At 67.8% G+C, this 17,869-nt stretch carries 21 protein-coding genes and 1 pseudogene; 5 read left to right on the plus strand and 17 right to left on the minus strand.

All coding sequences use genetic code 11. The annotated features are described in order from the left end of the window. The 3 genes and pseudogenes from JZ792_RS04105 to JZ792_RS04115 form a co-directional block, all read right to left on the minus strand. Positions 1–528: pseudogene (locus JZ792_RS04105) on the minus strand (protein translocase subunit SecD); the annotation flags it as partial. A 172-nt stretch (positions 529–700) separates the two neighbouring features. Beyond that, on the minus strand, positions 701–1,093 hold the full coding sequence (gene yajC, locus JZ792_RS04110) for a preprotein translocase subunit YajC (RefSeq protein ID WP_216906982.1): 393 nt from the start codon (positions 1,091–1,093) through the stop codon (positions 701–703). Positions 1,094–1,261: 168 nt separating this feature from the next. Then, positions 1,262–2,773, minus strand: coding sequence for a flavin-containing monooxygenase (locus JZ792_RS04115; RefSeq protein WP_216906984.1), 1,512 nt, complete (start codon positions 2,771–2,773; stop codon positions 1,262–1,264). 64 nt (positions 2,774–2,837) lie between these two features. On the opposite strand from JZ792_RS04115, the gene JZ792_RS04120 reads away from it, so the two are divergent. Next, positions 2,838–3,503 carry a TetR/AcrR family transcriptional regulator gene (locus tag JZ792_RS04120; RefSeq protein ID WP_216906986.1) on the plus strand — a complete coding sequence of 222 codons (666 nt, stop codon included), beginning with the start codon at positions 2,838–2,840 and terminating at the stop codon, positions 3,501–3,503. Positions 3,504–3,646: 143 nt separating this feature from the next. Then, positions 3,647–4,219, plus strand: coding sequence for a DivIVA domain-containing protein (locus tag JZ792_RS42875; protein WP_216907312.1), 573 nt, complete (start codon positions 3,647–3,649; stop codon positions 4,217–4,219). Positions 4,220–4,252: 33 nt separating this feature from the next. Here JZ792_RS42875 and JZ792_RS04130 read toward each other — a convergent pair whose 3' ends face one another. The 6 genes from JZ792_RS04130 to JZ792_RS04155 form a co-directional block, all read right to left on the minus strand. Beyond that, complete coding sequence (locus tag JZ792_RS04130) at positions 4,253–4,768, minus strand: GtrA family protein (RefSeq protein ID WP_216906988.1); 516 nt, start codon at positions 4,766–4,768, stop codon at positions 4,253–4,255. Positions 4,769–4,874: 106 nt separating this feature from the next. Continuing rightward, positions 4,875–5,957 (minus strand): Holliday junction branch migration DNA helicase RuvB, encoded by a 1,083-nt coding sequence (gene ruvB, locus JZ792_RS04135; RefSeq protein ID WP_216906990.1) that lies wholly within the window; start codon positions 5,955–5,957, stop codon positions 4,875–4,877. Between the two features lie 12 nt (positions 5,958–5,969). Further along, positions 5,970–6,572 (minus strand): Holliday junction branch migration protein RuvA, encoded by a 603-nt coding sequence (ruvA, locus tag JZ792_RS04140; protein ID WP_216906992.1) that lies wholly within the window; start codon positions 6,570–6,572, stop codon positions 5,970–5,972. Next, complete coding sequence (gene ruvC / locus JZ792_RS04145; RefSeq protein ID WP_216907315.1) at positions 6,569–7,162, minus strand: crossover junction endodeoxyribonuclease RuvC; 594 nt, start codon at positions 7,160–7,162, stop codon at positions 6,569–6,571. The genes ruvA and ruvC overlap by 4 nt, the downstream gene beginning before the upstream one ends. A 105-nt stretch (positions 7,163–7,267) precedes the next feature. After that, complete coding sequence (locus JZ792_RS04150) at positions 7,268–7,681, minus strand: MmpS family transport accessory protein (protein WP_216906994.1); 414 nt, start codon at positions 7,679–7,681, stop codon at positions 7,268–7,270. A 48-nt stretch (positions 7,682–7,729) separates the two neighbouring features. After that, the gene (locus tag JZ792_RS04155; protein WP_216906996.1) at positions 7,730–8,245 is read right to left on the minus strand and encodes an O-acetyl-ADP-ribose deacetylase; all 516 of its coding nucleotides are present in this window, start codon (positions 8,243–8,245) and stop codon (positions 7,730–7,732) included. 73 nt (positions 8,246–8,318) lie between these two features. Between JZ792_RS04155 and JZ792_RS04160 the strand changes: the two genes are divergently transcribed. Together JZ792_RS04160 and JZ792_RS04165 are read left to right on the plus strand one after the other, a co-directional pair. Further along, positions 8,319–8,684 (plus strand): metalloregulator ArsR/SmtB family transcription factor, encoded by a 366-nt coding sequence (locus tag JZ792_RS04160; protein WP_216906998.1) that lies wholly within the window; start codon positions 8,319–8,321, stop codon positions 8,682–8,684. Continuing rightward, on the plus strand, positions 8,681–9,184 hold the full coding sequence (locus JZ792_RS04165) for an SRPBCC family protein (RefSeq protein ID WP_216907001.1): 504 nt from the start codon (positions 8,681–8,683) through the stop codon (positions 9,182–9,184). Before JZ792_RS04160 ends, JZ792_RS04165 begins: the two co-directional genes overlap by 4 nt. A gap of 51 nt (positions 9,185–9,235) precedes the next feature. Here the strand turns inward: JZ792_RS04165 and JZ792_RS04170 are convergent, their stop codons facing one another. The 3 genes from JZ792_RS04170 to JZ792_RS04180 form a co-directional block, all read right to left on the minus strand. Further along, positions 9,236–9,991, minus strand: coding sequence for a YebC/PmpR family DNA-binding transcriptional regulator (locus JZ792_RS04170; RefSeq protein WP_216907003.1), 756 nt, complete (start codon positions 9,989–9,991; stop codon positions 9,236–9,238). Between the two features lie 159 nt (positions 9,992–10,150). Then, positions 10,151–10,813 (minus strand): pyridoxal 5'-phosphate synthase glutaminase subunit PdxT, encoded by a 663-nt coding sequence (gene pdxT, locus JZ792_RS04175; protein ID WP_216907005.1) that lies wholly within the window; start codon positions 10,811–10,813, stop codon positions 10,151–10,153. Between the two features lie 58 nt (positions 10,814–10,871). Beyond that, complete coding sequence (locus JZ792_RS04180) at positions 10,872–11,693, minus strand: acyl-CoA thioesterase (RefSeq protein WP_216907007.1); 822 nt, start codon at positions 11,691–11,693, stop codon at positions 10,872–10,874. Between the two features lie 131 nt (positions 11,694–11,824). Between JZ792_RS04180 and JZ792_RS04185 the strand changes: the two genes are divergently transcribed. Then, positions 11,825–12,457 carry a nucleoside/nucleotide kinase family protein gene (locus tag JZ792_RS04185; RefSeq protein WP_216907009.1) on the plus strand — a complete coding sequence of 211 codons (633 nt, stop codon included), beginning with the start codon at positions 11,825–11,827 and terminating at the stop codon, positions 12,455–12,457. A 54-nt stretch (positions 12,458–12,511) separates the two neighbouring features. On the opposite strand, the gene JZ792_RS04190 is transcribed toward JZ792_RS04185, so the two are convergent. The 5 genes from JZ792_RS04190 to JZ792_RS04210 all read right to left on the minus strand — a co-directional run bounded on the left by JZ792_RS04190 (position 12,512) and on the right by JZ792_RS04210 (position 17,838). Next, the gene (locus JZ792_RS04190; protein WP_216907011.1) at positions 12,512–13,012 is read right to left on the minus strand and encodes a WKL family lipoprotein; all 501 of its coding nucleotides are present in this window, start codon (positions 13,010–13,012) and stop codon (positions 12,512–12,514) included. A gap of 260 nt (positions 13,013–13,272) precedes the next feature. Beyond that, positions 13,273–14,193: a pyridoxal 5'-phosphate synthase lyase subunit PdxS gene (pdxS, locus tag JZ792_RS04195; protein ID WP_216907013.1), complete on the minus strand. Its 921-nt coding sequence runs from the start codon at positions 14,191–14,193 to the stop codon at positions 13,273–13,275. A 509-nt stretch (positions 14,194–14,702) separates the two neighbouring features. Continuing rightward, the gene (locus JZ792_RS04200; protein WP_216907317.1) at positions 14,703–15,746 is read right to left on the minus strand and encodes an NUDIX hydrolase; all 1,044 of its coding nucleotides are present in this window, start codon (positions 15,744–15,746) and stop codon (positions 14,703–14,705) included. Beyond that, positions 15,746–16,870: a glycosyltransferase family 4 protein gene (locus JZ792_RS04205; RefSeq protein WP_216907015.1), complete on the minus strand. Its 1,125-nt coding sequence runs from the start codon at positions 16,868–16,870 to the stop codon at positions 15,746–15,748. Before JZ792_RS04205 ends, JZ792_RS04200 begins: the two co-directional genes overlap by 1 nt. After that, on the minus strand, positions 16,867–17,838 hold the full coding sequence (locus JZ792_RS04210; RefSeq protein WP_216907017.1) for a phosphatidylinositol mannoside acyltransferase: 972 nt from the start codon (positions 17,836–17,838) through the stop codon (positions 16,867–16,869). The genes JZ792_RS04205 and JZ792_RS04210 overlap by 4 nt, the downstream gene beginning before the upstream one ends. Positions 17,839–17,869: the final 31 nt, after the last annotated feature.

Genomic DNA, 17,869 nt, shown 5'->3' on the forward strand with positions numbered 1-17,869 from the left:
CCCGGCGACCGACGTGCCTCCGCCGCCCGCGGGCGGCGGAGGCACGTCGGTCGCCGGGGGCGCGGCGGGGTCGGTGGGCAGCGTGGCGGGAAGCTGCGGCGTGCCGGTGCCGGTACCCGCCGTTCCGGTCGCGATCTTCCCGTTCACCGTCTGCTTGGCGTCGAGGACGGGGCGGATGTACAGCTTGGCGGTGGTCGCGAGCGACCTGGCCTGCTGACTGTCGTCGCCCGGCACCGTGATCACCAGGTTGTCGCCGTCGATCAGGACTTCCGAGCCGGACACGCCGAGGCCGTTGACGCGGCTCTCGATGATGTCCTGGGCCTTGCGCAGGCTGTCCTGGCTCGGCTTGCTGCCGTCGGGCGTGCGGGCCGTCAACGTCACCCGGGTTCCACCCTGCAGGTCGATACCGAGTTTGGGTGTCGGGGAGTTGTCACCGGTGAAGAACACCAGCGCATAGATCACGGCCAGCAACGCGGCGTAGACGCCGAGCAACCGGAGCGGATGCGCCGATCCCTGAGAAGGTGGCACAGTACGTATCTCCTAGGCGGGAAGTCGAGGGTGGAACAAGCGGGCGCGCGTCGAACTCGCGATCGGCCACACGCCGGAACATCGAGCGACGGCGGCGGACACGCCCCGCGCTGCCTGCGGGCACGGCACCCGCACGGCGACGTACCGGCGCGAACGCACCGGGACGGGCGATCTAGTCCTTGGTCAGCCGGGTCTCGGTCTGCGTGGTGGACTCCTCGACGGCCGGGATCTCGTCGCCGTCGTCGATACCGGACTCGTCGGTACCGGACTTCGCGGAGATCGCTTCGTCGGCGCCGGTCTCGTCGGTCGTCTCCGCGGTGCGCACATCGCGGACGGCCGCGCGCAGCCAGGTGGTGACGACGTCTTCGGCGATCTCCAGATCGATGGTCTCGTCATCCAGGTCGACGACGGTTCCGTACAGACCCGACGTCGTGGTGACCGAGTCGCCGATCTTGAGGCTTTCCTGCATCGTCGAGACCTTCTCGGCCTCCCGCTTCTGACGGCGGACGCCGAGGAACATCGGCACGAGCAGGGCTACCAGCAGCAGCGGAAACAGGAGTTCCATCGTCGAAGTCAGTCCCTAGTTATCGGTGGGGATGGGCAGGTACCCACACAGTCTGCCAGTTCGTGTCACCGACGCCACACCCGCACACCCTCGACATCCCGCTGGTCGAGTGCACGCGGCTCGGCGGGCGCCCCGGCGTGCCGATTCCGCCGGTGCGGTCGGACGATCTCAGGCGGAACGCGACGGCGTCTCGGCGCCGGATCCGAAGGTGTAATCCTCCAGCGGGAACCCGACCGCGCGACGATGGGTGCTGACTGTGCTGTTGGGGCGTAGCAGCGCCGCCTCGCCGTGCGGGTTGAAGTAGTAACTGCGGGCGGTGGAGCAATCGCCCGCGTAGAAGACCGAGGATCCGAGGCGTTCGGTGACCTCGGCGAGGAATCTGGCGTTGGCCGCTTCGGTGACCTCGAAGGTCTTCGCCCCGCGACGGCGCATCTCGCCCAGCAACCGGCCCATATGCTTCATCTGGGCCTCGATGGTGGTGAAGTAGGACAGGCCGCTGTAGGAATACGGACTGTTCAGGCTGAGGAAATTCGGGAACTCGGGCACGGTGATGCCCTCGTAGGCCTGGAAGCGGTTGTCGCGCCACCACTTTCCGAGGTCGCGCCCGTCACGGCCGATGATCTCGATGGCGGGGAAGTTCACATCCCACAGGTCGAAGCCGGTGGCCAGGATCAAGGTGTCGATCTCGGTCCTGCGCCCGTCGGCGGTGACGATCCCGTCCGCCTCGATGTGGTCGATGGACTCGGTCTCGAGCCGCACATCGGGCCGGTTGAACACGGCGAAGTAGGAATTCGAGAACGTCGGCCGCTTGCACCCGAAGTCGTAGTGCGGCGTGAGTTTCCTGCGAATCTCCTTGTCGCGCACCTGCACCCGCAGATGCGCCTTGGCCAGCAGTCCCGCCGCCCGATTCATCGGTCTTGCCTGTTCGAAATGCAGCACGCCGAGGACCATCAACGCCTCGAGCAGGGAGGTGTTCACCATCCGCGCCACCTTCTGCGCGGCGGGCACCTTGGCGAACAACTTCTGCACCGGAGCCGGGATGGCCACATCGACCTTCGGGACCACCCAGATCGGCGTGCGCTGGAAGACGGTCAGCTCGGCGACCTTCGCCGCCGCCTCGGGAACCAGTTGGACCGCCGTCGCGCCGGTGCCGATCACGGCCGCCTTGCGCCCGGAGAGATCGAAATCGTCCTCCCACGCGGTGGTGTGGATGATCTTGCCCGCGAAGGACTCGATACCGGGGAAGGGCGGGGTGTAGGGCTGGGAGAGGAAGCCGGTCGCGGTGAGCAGATAGCGGCCCGTGACGGTCTCGCCGCCGGCCAGCGTGACCACCCAGTGCTCCTGATCGGCGTCCCAGCGGGCGCCGTCGACGACGACGCCGAAGCGCATCCGCCTGCGCAGGCCGTATTTGTCCGCGACGTGCGCGGCGTATTTCTTGAGTTCCGCGCCCGGCGCGAACAGGCGCGACCAGTACGGGTTGGGCTCGAAGGAATACGAATAGGTGACCGAGGCGATATCGACGGCCAGACCCGGGTAGTGATTGACGTGCCAGGTACCGCCGAGATCGTTCTCGCGTTCCAGGATCACGTAATCGCTCAGGCCGAGCCGGTCGAGCTGGATGCCCGCGCCCATACCGCCGAACCCCGCACCGACCACGACCGCGTCGTACCGAGGTGCCACGTCGAACCTCCAAAGGTGAATCAACCGTCGGGGATCCAGCCTCGACTGAATCGTTCATCACAGAATGACACATCATTCCGTTGCTGACGACTGTATCATCGGCCTGGTGACGAAGCCACCGACGCGGGCCGAACGACGCAAAGCCGAATTGCGCCAGGACATCATCGACACCGCCTTCGTCCAGTTCGCGGAACGCGGCTATCACGCCACCGGAATCGCCGATATCGCCACCGAACTCGGTATCGGCCACGGCACGTTCTATCGCTACTTCAGCAACAAGCGCGACATCATCGACCACGTCATCGACGATCTGGCCGCGCGGATCGTCGGCGCGCTCGGCACCGAGAACGCCCCGGACGCCGCGACCACACTCGACGAATACCGCGCGCAGATCGACCGGATCGGCGTCGCGCTGACGCACATACTCGTCGAGGACCGGCGGGTCGCCCAGTTGTTGCTCTTCCACGCGACGGGAATCGACGACGAACTGACCGCGCGGCTGTATGGGCTACTGGACACCGCCGACACCCTCACCGCGGGTTATCTGGAGCACGGCGTCGAACTCGGTTATCTCCGAGAGGATCTCGACACGCTGAATACCGCCCGGGCTATCACCGGCATGTTGCTCGCGGGCATCGTGCACGGACTGCGCGATCCGGACGAATCGGCGATAGCCGCGCTGAACGTGGCCATCCGCAGATTGCTCATCGACGGTGTTCGCAAGGACTGAGGAGCCGGGCCGGTGAGAGCTACAGTGTGGACACAGGCAGGACCGGTTCGCATGGGGGCGAAGTGTTCACAAGAGACCGTGCAGTACGAAATAGAGCCAACCGATCGGCCTCGGATGACGAGCCTGACACAATATCGCGGGTGATGACTCCCGAGGATGTGAGCCGGATCCACTTCGCCATGCCATCGGTGGGCCATCGCGGTTACGACGCGGACGAGGTGGACACCTTTCTGGAGTTGGTCGCGGCGACACTGGACGGGCGAGGCTCGATGACCGCCGACACCGTGCGCAATGTCGTCTTCGACGTCCCCCGCTTCGGCGGGCGCGGATATCAGGCCGATCAGGTCGACGAATTCCTCGATCGGGTGCGCGTCGAACTCGAATATCGCCAGCGCGGGCTACGGCCGGTGCCCGCGGGCGGAAGCGGATCGGATCGCCCCGCCCCGCTGCTCACCTACGACGACGTGCACCTGATGCGATTCAGCCAGGCTCCGGTCGGGCACCGGGGTTACAACGAGGAAGAGGTGGACGCGTTCCTCGATCTCGTCGCGGCCACCCTGGTACACGGCGGACCGGGCAGCCTGACGGTCGGCGACGTGCAATCGGTGCAGTTCACCGACGCGCGACTGGGGACGCGGGGATATCAGCGCGACGAGGTCGACGCCTTCCTCGACTTGGTCGTGATCGCGCTGGAACATATGGGACCGCGCCGCTGAACAGCGCTCGCGCGGACGGGCGAGCGGCCCGATTCAGCCCTGGATGCTGTGCAGTTCGGCTTCGCGCAGATCGTCGGGGAACACGTAGCGCTTGAAGGCCCAGAAACGGAACACCATCGCCAGCAGCACGCCGAGGATCTGGCCGGTGATGAAATTCGCGACCGCCTGGGTGACCGGACCGACGTGCGGCACCCGGATATTGAAGATATAGAGCGAAATCGCCTGCGGGAGCAGTGTCACACCGATGCCGAGCGCGCTGACGGCGAAGAACAGCGCGGCCTCGTGATGACGTTGCCTGCCGCCGCGGGTCCGGAACGACCACTCGCGATTGAGCACGTAGGACGCGATCGTGGCGATCAGCACACCGAGAAGTCGTGCTGTCAGCGGCTTCTCGCCCAGGACGGTCAACTTCGTCGCGTACACCACACCGGTATCGATGAACCAGGTCAGTGCGCCGACCAAGGCGAACTTGAGCTTCTCCCGATGCAGGATCAGCTGGGAACGAACCGGCTCGGGCACTCGCTCGAGGACTGTCTGGACCACCGCCACCCGATCGACTCTAGCCCGCCGGACCCGACTCGGCCGCCCGGCCTGCGAGGTCCGCCGTCGAAACGGACAGCGGGCGACCTCGGCGCGAGCGGGACCGAACCCCGATTCAGTCGAACAGGTCCAGAGTCGGGTGGGATTCGCGGCCACGAACCTCGATGGCGCCGAAGACGAGATCCGGGGGCGGAACCAGCCCGAGATGCTCCCAGGCCGCGGCGGTCGCGACCCGTCCCCTGGGCGTGCGGGCGATCATCCCCGCGCGGACGAGGAACGGTTCGCACACTTCCTCGACCGTCGCCGACTCCTCGCCGACGGCGACCGCGAGGGTGGAGACACCGACCGGTCCGCCACCGAAACTGCGGACCAGCGCGCCCAGCACGGCACGGTCGAGACGGTCCAGGCCGAGGGTGTCCACGTCGTACACCGCGAGCGCGGCCCGGGCGATCGCCCTGTTCACCCGCCCGTCGGCGCGGACCTCGGCGTAGTCGCGGACCCGGCGCAGCAGACGGTTCGCGATACGGGGCGTGCCACGGGAACGGCCCGCGATCTCGGCGGCGGCCTCGACGTCGATCTCGACGCCGAGGATCTGGGCCGAGCGTTGCAGGATCAGCAGCAGTTCGGGCGGCTCGTAGAAATCCATGTGGCCGGTGAAACCGAAGCGGTCGCGCAGCGGACCGGTCAGCGCGCCGGACCTGGTCGTCGCGCCCACCAGCGTGAACGGGGCGATATCGAGCGGGATCGAGGTGGCGCCGGGCCCTTTGCCGACGACGACGTCGACGCGGAAATCCTCCATCGCCAGGTACAGCATCTCCTCGGCGGGCCGGGCGATGCGGTGGATCTCGTCGATGAACAGGACATCGCCTTCGACCAGATTGCTCAGCATCGCGGCCAGATCGCCCGCGCGTTCCAGCGCCGGACCGGAGGTCAGGCGCAGCGCCGTGCCCAATTCGCCCGCGATGATCATCGCCATACTCGTCTTGCCGAGTCCCGGCGGTCCGGAGAGCAGCACGTGATCGGGAGTACTGCCACGCTGCTTCGCGCCGCGCAGCACCAGCGCGAGTTGTTCGCGGACCCGCGGCTGGCCGATGAAGTCGTCGAGCGATTTCGGGCGAAGGCTCGCCTCGACCTCCCCGTCCGACCGCAGATAACTCGCGGTGACCTGGGATTCGGGCGTTTCCTCTTCGTATTCCATATTCGTTGCCGCCTAGCGGTTCTTACCGAGCAGATTCAGCGCCGCGCGCAACGCGACGGAGGTCCCCGCGGCCGGCTGTTCGGCCAGCACGGTGTCGACGGCCTGCTCGGCCTGTTTGAGCGGGAAGCTGAGCCCGGTCAACGCCTCGATCACCTGATCGCGCACCGGCGCGATCGCCGGTGTCACCGATCCGGGTGGGCCCGCCTGCACCGGAACGAGATTCACCTTGTCGCGCAATTCGACGACCATGCGCTCGGCCCCGCGTTTACCGATGCCGGGCACCCGTGTCAGTGCCGCCACATTGCTCTCGGCCAGCGCCTTGCGCAGCGCCTCCGGTTCGAGGACGGCCAGTACCGCCATGGCCAGCCGGGGCCCGACACCGGACACCGTCTGCAACAGCCCGAACAGGTCGCGCGCTTCGGTGTCGGCGAAGCCGAACAGGGTCATCGAATCCTCGCGGACGATCATCGAGGTGTAGAGCCGGGTGTCCTCGCCACGGGTCAGCGTGGCCAGGGTGGCGGGTGTGGCGTTGAGCCGGTAGCCCACCCCGGCCGCCTCGATCACCACGTGGTCGAGGGCGACCTCGAGCACCTCACCGCGTACCGACGCGATCACCCGCCCACCGCCTTCCGTTGTTCGGCGAGCCGCTGTGCCTGTTGGGCGGCGAGCCGTTCGGTGTACCGCCGCTGTGCCGCGGCGGCCTGCGCCTCGGCCGCGGCCATCCGGGCCAGCAGCGGCGCCCGCCAACAATGACAGATCGCCAGGGCGAGCGCATCGGCCGCGTCGGCCGGTTTCGGCGCGACCGCGAGTCCGAGGATGCGGGTGACCATCGCCGTCACCTGCGCCTTGTCCGCGGTGCCGCTGCCGGTGACCGCCGCCTTCACCTCGCTCGGAGTATGGAACGCCACCGGGATGCCCCGGCGTGCGGCCGCGAGCGCGATCACCCCGCCCGCCTGCGCGGTACCCATCGCGGTCCGCACATTGTGTTGGGCGAAGACGCGCTCGATGGCCACCGCCTCGGGCCGGTGGGTGTCCATCCAGGACTCGGCGGCGTCGGCGACCTGGAGCAGGCGATGCGCCAGATCGAGTTCGGGCGGTGTCCGGACGACGTCGACGGCGATGGCGGTGACCTTACGTCCGACGCCGCCGTCCACCATGCTGAGCCCGCACCGGGTGAGCCCGGGGTCGACGCCCATCACCCGCACGAAAACCCCTCTCGCAGACACGAACAACTGTTCGAGAGTCTAGTGGATGGGGTTCGGGCGGGTCACCAGCGACACGGACGACCGGCCGGGACGGGTCGTGCGCGGTCAGTCCGCGTAGGTGCAGGTCGCGGAGCCGATAGCCGTCTCCTCGTCGACGACCCTGCCGCCCAGCAGGATTCGGCAGGTGATCTTGCCGGTATCGGTGCCGGATTTGACCCTGATGCCCGCCCAACCGGCCGAGTCGGTGATCGACTGCCGCCACGGCAGCGCGGCACCGGGGACCTCGGTCAGCTTGTCGGTACCGACGTTGTAGCTGATATGGGCGGTATCCGCGGTTCCGGAGACCTCGTAGACATAGGTGACCGTGTCCTCCTCGCCGCCACCGACGGCGAAGAGGATTCCGACCCCCGCGATCACGAGGACGACGGCGGCAGCGGCGATCACGATTACCCGCGTAAGCGGGTTGCGCGGCGAATCCTGCGCTCGTTCGAGTTGACGTGGCGTATTGCGGTTCTCCATCGAGTTCCTCCCTGCGCTCCACTCGATCGAGGCGACTCTACCCCGGCGTCAGGTGGCCGAGAGTTGATCTTCGAATATTCCAAAAGCGTTGTGGTCGAACACAACAAGACGTATTTCGCGCACCGTCGTCGGGGTCGATCGAACGGTGTCGATCGCGATGCGCGCACCGTCATCGATGGGCCAGCCGTAGATTCCGGTGGAGATGGCCGGGAACGCGACCGTCTCGGCACCCAATTCGTCTGCCACACGCAAAGATTCGCGATAACAGGAGGCGAGCAGATCGGAGCGGTCCTCGGTGGCCGACCACACCGGACCGACGGTGTGGATCACCCAGCGGGCGGGCAGCCGTCCCGCGGTGGTGGCGACGGCCTGCCCGGTCCGTAAACCCTTGCCGTAGTGAGAAGCTCTCAAAGCCCTGCACGCGGCGAGGATTTCCGGCCCGCCTTTCCGATGGATCGCACCGTCCACTCCCCCGCCGCCGAGCAACGAGGAATTCGCGGCGTTGACCACGGCGTCGACGGATTGTTCGGTGATGTCACCGCGGACGAGCGTCACAGAGACCATGACCCCATTCTGCCGACCGACATCGCGGGCGGACACACTCGACAAAGGGTAACCAAGTGGTTACGCTTCTCTCGTGGACGAAGTGGCTGGAGCGATCGCCGATCCGGTCCGGCGGCGGATCCTGGAACTGCTGCGCGCGAACCGGCTCACCGCGGGCGCCATCGCGGCGGAATTCCGGATCAGCAGGCCCGCGATCAGCAGGCATCTGCGGGTGCTGCGCGAAAGCGGTCTCGTGCGCGACGAACTGGAAGGCAGACAGCGCTACTACACGCTCGATCGGGCGGCGTTGACCGAACTCGCGGACTGGATCGCCGCGATCACGCGCGCGGACACCTGGTCCGGGCATCTCGACGCATTGGAGACCGAGGTCTACCGGACCAGGCGCGAACGCCGCGCCGCAGCGGTCGACCCGGATACGACGAAGGAGAACACGGCATGACCACACCTTCCGGCCGACTGTTCGGCACCGAGGCGGGCGCCGACCTGGTCCTGCGCCGCAGCTACAGAGCCCCGATCGAGGACGTCTGGGCGAGCCTCACCGAATCCGAGCGCACCGCGCGCTGGTACGGCCCGTGGGAAGGGCAGGCGGGCCCCGGCCGGATGATCAAGGTCCAGATGGCCTTCGAGGAGGGCGAACCGTGGACGGAGATGCGCATCGGCGCGTGTGAACCGCCGCGGCGGCTGGAGATCTCGGCCGTCGACGAGGAAGGTTCGTGGTTCCTCGAATTCGCGCTCACCGAATCGGGCGGGGTCACCGAACTGCGGTTCACCCAGCACCTGAACAGCCCGAAGGAACTCGGGATGGTCTCGCACGTCGGTCCCGGCTGGGAGTACTACCTCGACCTGTTCGGCACCGCGCGCGACGGCGCGCGACCACCCGCCTTCGACGACTACTTCCCGTCGATGCGCGCCTACTACGAGGGTCTCACCCCGGAATAGACGCGAACCGGGGCGGTCCGCGCCATGCGGACCGCCCCGGTTCGAACGTGATCAGTCCTCGTCGAGCTGTGCGAGCACCTCGTCGGACAGGTCGACATTGGTGTAGACGTTCTGCACGTCGTCGCTGTCCTCCAGCGCGTCGACCAGTTTGAAGACCTTGCGGGCCCCGTCGACGTCGACCGGCACGCTCACCGAGGGCTGGAAACCGGACTCGGCGGAGTCGTAGTCGATGCCCGCGGCCTGCAACGCCTTGCGGACCGGAATCAGATCGGTCGGCTCGCTGACGACCTCGAAGCCGTCACCGAGGTCGTTGACCTCTTCGGCACCGGCGTCGAGTACCGCCAGCAGGACGTCGTCCTCGGAGAGACCGTTCTTCTCGAGCGTGACGATGCCCTTGCGGTGGAACAGGTAGGCGACCGAACCCGGATCGGCCATATTGCCGCCGTTGCGGGTCATCGCGACCCTGACCTCGCCCGCGGCGCGATTGCGGTTGTCGGTGAGGCATTCGATCAGGACCGCGACACCATTGGGGCCGTAACCCTCGTACATGATCGTCTGCCAGTCGGCGCCGCCCGCCTCTTCACCACCGCCGCGCTTACGGGCACGTTCGATGTTGTCGTTCGGGACCGACGACTTCTTCGCCTTCTGGATGGCGTCGTACAGCGTCGGGTTGCCATCCGGGTCACCGCCACCGGTTCGAGCCGCGACCTCGATGTTCTTGATCAGCTTCGCGAAGAGTTTTCCCCGCTTGGCGTCGATCGCGGCCTTCTTGTGCTTGGTGGTGGCCCATTTGGAGTGGCCGCTCATTCCCTACTTCCTTCAGGTCGGTAGCGCGTCTGGACGTCGGTGCGTTACCCGCGGCGCAGCGGCGAACCCGGAGGTTTCGGCCGTCGCGGCCGAACGGACAACTCCACCAGCCTAATGGACGCCGTCCGGCCCGATCCGTCCGCCGCCCACACCGGCCACTCAGCCGCCCGATCGCGCGGCGCGCACGATATCGACGAACATGCCGTGTACCCGCAGATCACCGGTCACCTCCGGGTGGAACGAGGTGGCGAGCACATTGCCCTCGCGCACGGCGACGATCCGGCCCGCGCACGGTCCGCTCGGCACGGTCGCGAGCACCTCGACCCCGGATCCGGCCCGCTCGACCCACGGCGCGCGGATGAACACCGCGCGCATCGGCCCGTCGTCCAGGCCCGCGAAGTCGAGATCGGTCTCGAACGAGTCGACCTGACGTCCGAAGGCGTTGCGGCGCACCGTCATATCGACGCCGGAAAGATGTTCGGCATCGGGTCGGGTGTCGAGCACCTCCGAGGCCAGCAGGATCATGCCCGCGCAGGAACCGAAGGCGGGCATACCGTTTCGCAGCCGGGCGCGCAGCGGCTCGAGCAGTTCGAAAACGGTCAGCAGTTTGCTGATCGTGGTCGACTCACCACCCGGCAGCACGAGTCCGTCGACGGCGGCCAGCTCCGATTCCCTGCGCACCAGCACGGGGTCGGCACCGCAATGGGTCAGGGCCGCCATATGTTCGCGCACGTCACCCTGGAGGGCCAGCACGCCGACCGTAGGGCGCGAGGTCGGCGCGGCGGTATCGGCGGCGGGTTCGGTGACCGAGGATGCGTTCACCTCGCAGAGCTTACGAGCAGCGTCGCTGTGTCCCCGCTCACGGTGACGCCGCCGATACTCAGTCCTCGCGCAGGTTGCGGATCAGACCTTCCTGGACGACGGCGGCGACCAGTTCGCCCCGGCGATTGAAGATCTTGCCGCCGGTGAGACCGCGGCCGAAACTCGCCGAGGGCGAGGACTGGTCGTAGAGCAGCCAGTCGTCGGCGCGGAACGGGCGCAGGAACCACATGGCGTGATCGAGCGAGGCGTTCTGGGTCGGCTCGTCCGGGTGGATCACCTTGGAGGATCCGAGCAGCGTCATATCGCTCATGTAGGCGAGAGTGCAGACGTGGAACAGCGGGTCGTCGGGCAGCGCGTGCCGGTAGCGGAACCAGACCTGCTGCGGGGAGACGACGCCGTCCCGCGCGGGCACCTCGTCCTGGGGCACCGGGCGGACATCCCAGTGTTCCCATTCGCGCATCGCCCACAGCCGCTCCGGGCTCAGGCCGAACTGCACATCGGGCAGTTCGTCGGGCAGTTTCACCACCGGCATCACGTCCTGGTGCGTGGGACCCGCGTCACCGACGTGGAACGAGGCCGACATCGTGAAGATCGCGTCGCCGTCCTGGACACCGGTGACCCGGCGGGTGCAGAAGGACCGGCCGTCACGGATCCGCTCGACCAGGTACACGGTGCGTTCCTGGGGGTTGCCCGGCCGCAGGAAGTAGCCGTGCAGGGAATGCACCTGGTAGCGCGGTTCGACGGTGCGCACCGCCGCCACCAGCGCCTGACCCGCGACCTGTCCGCCGAACGTGCGCTCCAACTGGGTCTTCGTGGACGCACCACGGAAGATGTCCCGCTCCAGCCGTTCGATCTCGAGCGCCTCTTCGATTGTCGCCATGGGCTGAGATTAGCCCGCCGAGGCGCGTTCACCCCGGTCGGCCGCTGGGGCGGCGATCACACCGCAACCCTCGCGCCGGGATCGGGAGTGCCGCCCGCGTCGCCGGGAAGTTCCTTTGTTCTGATGGTCGGGTGCCGAATTTCGTTGCGATCACCCAGGACCGACTGACCGAATCGGTCACCGCCGCCGTCATCGATCGAACCGGGCACACGGTGATCGCCGTCGACGGAGCCGACGCCGCGGATCCGGTCACGCTCGCGCGGCGTTTCGCCGACTCTCTGCGCGGCGTCGGGCGCGGCGCGGACGTCGTCGCGCTGCACGATTTCGTCCGCCCGGCCTCACTGCGGCTCGAATTCGGCCGCGACGACGAAATGTCCTATCGCACCGCGTGGTTCGATTACGCCGCGTTACGGCGCGAAGTTCTCGACGCGTTGCGCGACGACGACCGCTGGCTGCCCGCGCTGTGGAACGAACGCGACGATCGTTCCGCGCGAACGCCGATCCGGCACGCGCGTCCCGGCACCGTACTCGTCGTCGCGGGCCCGATGCTGCTCGGGCGCGATCTGGACTTCGATCTGACCGTTCGGCTCGACATGTCCGAGGCCGCGCTTCGCCGCAGGACCCCGGACTCCGAGCACTGGACCATCGAACCCCTGCTGCGGTATCGGCGGGAGAATCCGGTCACCGCGGATTTCTCGGTGCGATGGGACCATCCGGACCGGCCCGCGCTGCTGGACCCACCCCGTGGAGAGAACCGGCGGTGATCACCGCCGGGGACTCTCGACGGTGAGCGCATCGACGGCCCCGGCCGCACTCGATCAGCTACAGGCGACCGACTGCTGCCCCAGATTGGTCAGCATCGTGCACGCCCACGCCTTCTGCACCTTCCACGTGCCGTTCTCCGCGACGAACGGGACGTCGGCGATGTTCTCCTGGCCGTTCAGAATCAGCTTCGCCTTCGCGTTGAGGGTGTCGCCGAACGCGGTGACCTCGGTGATCTCGACCTTCGCGTCGGTGCTCTTGTACGCCTCGGCGAGGCGGTTGGGTAGGTCGGGATCGGCCTCGACGCCCTGCACCATCTCCAGCTTCTCCGAGGACGGGATACTCGGATCGAGCGCCTTCTGGAGTTCCGCGTTCAACGCGGCGGGGGTGGGAGTCGGGGGAAGGTCGGCGGTCGGCGCGGCGACCTTGGCGCTGGTCGAGGCGCGTGCGGACTCGGCGTTGTTCGAGCTGTCGTCGGTGCCGCAGGCGGTGAGGCCGAGCGCGGCGGTGACGGCCAGGCTCGCTATCGCGATACGTCCGGTCTTACGAAGCTTCAACTGCTCGTCCTTTGCGTTCGTCGGTCCGAAACTCGTGCCGCGACGTCCGGGGTGAACGTCACCGGATGTCCACGGCACCGGACCCGAAGCTATCCAGCGGTTCTGTGGGAACGGTAAGGCTCCGATGTGCCTGTCCGAAGAGTCGGCCCGCGACAGCGTCGGCCGCGCCTCGAAATCGTTCCCGCACCGCCACACTCGCGCCGGAAACGGCGAAACGACCGCCGATGATCGACGGTCGTTCGCTGGGATCGTTGCGCGGACTACCAGCCGCGCTCGGCCAGCCGGTGCGGCTGGGCGATCTCCTCGACGTTGATGCCGACCATCGCCTCGCCGAGACCGCGCGACACCTTGGCGAGCACATCCGGATCGTCGTAGAAGGTGGTGGCCTTGACGATGGCGGCGGCACGCTCGGCCGGATTGCCGGATTTGAAGATGCCGGAGCCGACGAAGACGCCTTCCGCGCCGAGCTGCATCATCATGGCGGCGTCGGCGGGGGTGGCGATACCGCCCGCGGTGAACAGCACGACCGGCAGTTTGCCGGTTTCGGCGATCTCGCGCACGAGTTCGTAGGGCGCCTGCAATTCCTTGGCGGCGACGAACAGTTCGTCGGCGGGCAGCGACGAGAGTTTGCGGATCTCCTGGCGGATTCGGCGCATGTGGGTGGTGGCGTTGGACACGTCACCGGTGCCCGCCTCCCCCTTCGACCGGATCATGGCCGCGCCCTCGGTGATGCGACGCAGCGCCTCACCGAGATTGGTGGCGCCGCACACGAACGGAATCGTGTAGTTCCACTTGTCGATGTGGTTCTCGTAGTCGGCGGGGGTCAGCACCTCGGACTCGTCGATGTAGTCGACGCCGAGGCTCTGCAGGATCTGGGCCTCCACGAAATGGCCGATGCGGACCTTCGCCATCACCGGGATGGAGACCGCGGCGATGATCCCCTCGATCATGTCCGGATCGCTCATCCGGGAGACGCCGCCCTGGGCCCGGATATCGGCCGGAACCCGCTCGAGCGCCATCACCGCGACGGCGCCCGCGTCTTCGGCGATCTTGGCCTGCTCGGCGGTGACGACATCCATGATCACCCCACCCTTGAGCATCTCGGCCATTCCGCGCTTCACGCGGGCGGTGCCGACGGTGTTGGTGGTTTCGGGCGTGGTCACGGCTAACTCCTGGGTCATTGGCGCCAATCGGGTCGCTCGGATGGAAATCGACCCAATTCTAGGCGTGCCGGAAATGCCACTTGATAGCCAGTTGCGGACCACTGGTCTGGTCGGCGCGGGGCGCGAGCGACGAAACCCCCGGCGCGAGGCCGCGGTGGACCTCTCCGGGGCGGGCGGCAGCCACCGACCCCGGCCGGGTGGATCGCACCGCGACCGACGATCGCCGAACGAATCCGCTTGTCCCGCAAGCGAACCGTCAGCTACACCGGATCGGTCAGATCGGATCGACGACCAGCAGCTTCGCCCAGTACTCCGCGCCCTCGGCTCCGATGAGCGGCAGCAGGAAATCGAACAGCAGGTACGACATGAATGAGTTACCTCCACCTCACTGGACCCGCCCCACATCGTCGGGGAGCGCCGACACCGGACATTCCGGTGTCGTCCTGACAACAGGGCTACCCGTGCGAGCGCGATCCAGTCACGAAGCTATCACGATAGTGAATCACATCACAGTGGTCTACCCGGCCCTACCGGATCGACCGCACTTCCGGATCCGACGCACCCGAGGACGCGGCGACGGCCTCGGTGAGCAATTCGTCCAGGTGGTAGGGGTAGACGATCTCCCCCGACGCCTCGAGCGCGAGGATGTCGGCGGGGGCGCACCACCGGTGACCGGTGATGGACCGGCGTTCGATCGCGGTGAGGTTCCCCGGCTCGGGCTCGTAGGACGGCACCCGCAACGCGAAGAACAGTTCCTCGGCACGGATCAGCTCACCGTTGAAGGGGAACACCGCGACCCGTCGCCAGATCGGCCCGCGCAGCGCCGCCGGATCGGCCCGGTGCCCGGTCTCCTCCCAGAGCTCGCGCACCGCGGCGCCGCGCAGCGTCTCGCCCGGCTCGACCCCGCCGCCGATGGTGAACCAGAACGAGATGTCCGGGGTGACCGGGTCGTGTCCGCGCATCAGCAGCACCCGGTCGCGTTCGTCGAGCAGCACCACCCTGGCCGAGGTTCTGATGGTGTCGACGGCCAGACCGGTCGACGCGGCGGGGGTGACGCGCTCGGTGATCTCGAAATAGGTCGGCAGCGGCGCGGTACCGCCGAGGTGCAGGATGCGCACCGGACGACGGGTGCGCAGCGCCAGCGTGTCGCGGACGGCGTCGTTGTGGAAGCGGCGCGCGATCAGCACCCTGGCCTCGGCGTCGGCGAGTTCGGCGACCAGTTGCGGACGCAATTGCGCGATATCGATCCCGGACAGCGCCACCGAGAGCTGGTTCTCGACCGTCTCGCGATCGGGGCGTCCGGCGCGTTCGGCCCGTCCGGCGAGGGCGGTGAGCGCCCTGGCCTGTTCGGCGAGAGCGGGATCGGACACCGGCCCGGCGATCGCCATCGCGACGGCCCTGGCCACGACCGCGCGCCGCGCGAGCGCGCCCTCCAGTGCCTGCCAGGACTGGTCCGAGCGCACGTGCAACCGGTCGAGCCGATTGGCGGTGGAGTAGGCCCACATGCCGATCGCGACGATCACCGCCGCGATGAGCGCGAGAACGAGGACCGTGGTGGCGGAGAACGTGATCATCCTGCGGCACGCACCCTGACATCTCCGACGGCGACGGTCTCGTAGACGCGCAGGATCTGTTCGGCCACCACCGGCCAGTCGTATTCGCCGACCACCCTGGTCGCGGTGCGCACCAGTTCGTCGCGGCGCTCCCGATCGGTGAGCAGCGAATCGATCGCGGCGGCGAGCCGGGCCGAATCCCCCACCGGGACGAGCACACCGGCGGTGCCGTCGCGCAGTACCCGGCGGAAGGCGTCCAATTCACCTGCCACGACCGGGGTTCCGGCGGCCATCGCCTCGATCAGGATGATGCCGAAACTCTCGCCACCCAGATTGGGTGCGACGTACACATCGGCGCTGCGCATCGCCGAGGCCTTCTCCTCGTCGGTCACCTGACCGAGGAAACGCAGATGTCCGGCGAGCGCGCCCGCCTCACGGCGCAGCCGCTCCTCGTCACCGCGACCCACGATCAGGATCTCCAGCTCGGGATGGCGTCGCACCAGCTCGGGCAGCGCGCCGAGCAGCACCGCCATCCCCTTGCGCGGCTCGTCGTAGCGGCCGAGGAACAGCACCGTCCGGCCCGGCCTCGGATATCCGGACAGCATCGGCGCGCGGGCGAACGCGGCGACGTCGACGCCGTTGGGGATCTCGACCGCGTCGGAGCCCAGCGCCTCCACCTGCCAGCGCCGCGCCAGTTCCGACACCGCGATCCGGCCGCTGATCTTCTCGTGATACGGACGCAGCACCCCCTGAAAGGTGCTGAGTATCAACGATTTCGTGGTCGAGGTGTGGAAGGTCGCGACGATCGGCCCCTCGGCGATCTTGAGCGCGAGCATGGACAGACTGGGCGCGTTGGGTTCGTGCAGGTGCAGCACGTCGAAATCGTTGCCGTCGATCCAGCGTCGAATCCTGGTGTAGGCCATGGGACCGAACGACAGCCTGGCCACCGATCCGTTGTACGGGATCGCGACGGCACGGCCCGCCGAGACGACGAAATCCGGCAGCGGCGTCCCGTCGGAGGCGGGTGCGAGCACGCTCACCCGATGTCCGCGCTCGATGAAGACGCGGGCCAGTTCGACCACGTGGGCCTGCACACCACCGGGCACGTCGAAGGAGTAGGGGCATACCATCCCGATTTTCACGGTGTGCCCTCCTCTGTGCCCCCGGCGACCGGATTTCCCGCCGCGGCCCGGCCGTCACGCCGAACCTCGGCGATACGGGCCAGCCGCTCGGCGGACAGGTCACCCTCCCAGAGTGGCTGCAACATATGCCAGTCGGCGGGATGTTCGGCGATATTGGCCGCGAACCGGTCCGCCAGCGCCTGCGTCGCGACCTCCACCCCGCGCGAGACATCTATCGGCGCTTCGGTTTTCAGACCCCAGTCCTCGCGCCCGTCGGAGTCGACGGTGAACCACGCGTGCACCGGAATCATGGCGGCCCCGGTCTCCACGGCCAGTTTCGCCGCCCCCGCGGGCATCCAGGTGCGCTCGCCGAAGAAGGTGACCGGCACGCCGCGCCCGGTGAGATCGCGCTCCCCCAACAAGCACACGATCCTGTTGTCCCGAAGGCGGGCCGCCAACTGCGGGAACGGCGGTTCCTCGCCACCGGTCAGCGGGAAAACCTCGAATCCGAGGGTCTCCCGGTAGCGCACGAAACGTTCGAACAACGATTCCGGCTTCAGTCGCTCCATAACCGTGGAGAAGTTCTGGTAGTTCTGCACCAGCCACACGCCGGCCATATCCCAGTTGCCCGAATGCGGCAGCACCAGGATCACCCCGCGCCCGGCCGCCAGCGCCGCGTCGAGATGTTCCAACCCGCCGACGTGGTAGCGCACCTTCGTGTGATCCATCGACGGCAACCGGAACGCCTCGCGCCAATACCTCGCGTAGGAACGCATCGACGCGCGCACCAACTCGTCGGGAACCGCCTCCGGGGCGGTGCCGATCACCCGGGCCAGATTGCGCCGCAACTGCGCCGGACCGCCCTTGCGTACCGCCCGGTCCGCGCCCTTGTCGAACAGCACGCGCGCCGTGCGTTCGGGAAGCGCCCGCACCAACCGCCAACCGGCCGCGTACGCCCGGTCCGACAGCACGGCCCTGACCTCGCTCATCCCCCGGATCCTCCTGTCGCGCCGAGCGTCT

It is taken from the genome of Nocardia noduli, from assembly GCF_019038455.1.
Classification (GTDB): domain Bacteria; phylum Actinomycetota; class Actinomycetes; order Mycobacteriales; family Mycobacteriaceae; genus Nocardia; species Nocardia noduli.

What these genes read in the sequence shown, in the direction of transcription:
- yajC (WP_216906982.1), bottom strand. Translation starts at nt 1,093, where the DNA reads ATGGAACTCCTGTTTCCGCTGCTGCTGGTAGCCCTGCTCGTGCCGATG.
- JZ792_RS04120 (WP_216906986.1), top strand. Translation starts at nt 2,838, where the DNA reads ATGACACATCATTCCGTTGCTGACGACTGTATCATCGGCCTGGTGACG.
- JZ792_RS42875 (WP_216907312.1), top strand. Translation starts at nt 3,647, where the DNA reads ATGACTCCCGAGGATGTGAGCCGGATCCACTTCGCCATGCCATCGGTG.
- ruvB (WP_216906990.1), bottom strand. Translation starts at nt 5,957, where the DNA reads ATGGAATACGAAGAGGAAACGCCCGAATCCCAGGTCACCGCGAGTTAT.
- JZ792_RS04150 (WP_216906994.1), bottom strand. Translation starts at nt 7,681, where the DNA reads ATGGAGAACCGCAATACGCCACGTCAACTCGAACGAGCGCAGGATTCG.
- JZ792_RS04155 (WP_216906996.1), bottom strand. Translation starts at nt 8,245, where the DNA reads ATGGTCTCTGTGACGCTCGTCCGCGGTGACATCACCGAACAATCCGTC.
- JZ792_RS04165 (WP_216907001.1), top strand. Translation starts at nt 8,681, where the DNA reads ATGACCACACCTTCCGGCCGACTGTTCGGCACCGAGGCGGGCGCCGAC.
- JZ792_RS04170 (WP_216907003.1), bottom strand. Translation starts at nt 9,991, where the DNA reads ATGAGCGGCCACTCCAAATGGGCCACCACCAAGCACAAGAAGGCCGCG.
- JZ792_RS04180 (WP_216907007.1), bottom strand. Translation starts at nt 11,693, where the DNA reads ATGGCGACAATCGAAGAGGCGCTCGAGATCGAACGGCTGGAGCGGGAC.
- pdxS (WP_216907013.1), bottom strand. Translation starts at nt 14,193, where the DNA reads ATGACCCAGGAGTTAGCCGTGACCACGCCCGAAACCACCAACACCGTC.
- JZ792_RS04210 (WP_216907017.1), bottom strand. Translation starts at nt 17,838, where the DNA reads ATGAGCGAGGTCAGGGCCGTGCTGTCGGACCGGGCGTACGCGGCCGGT.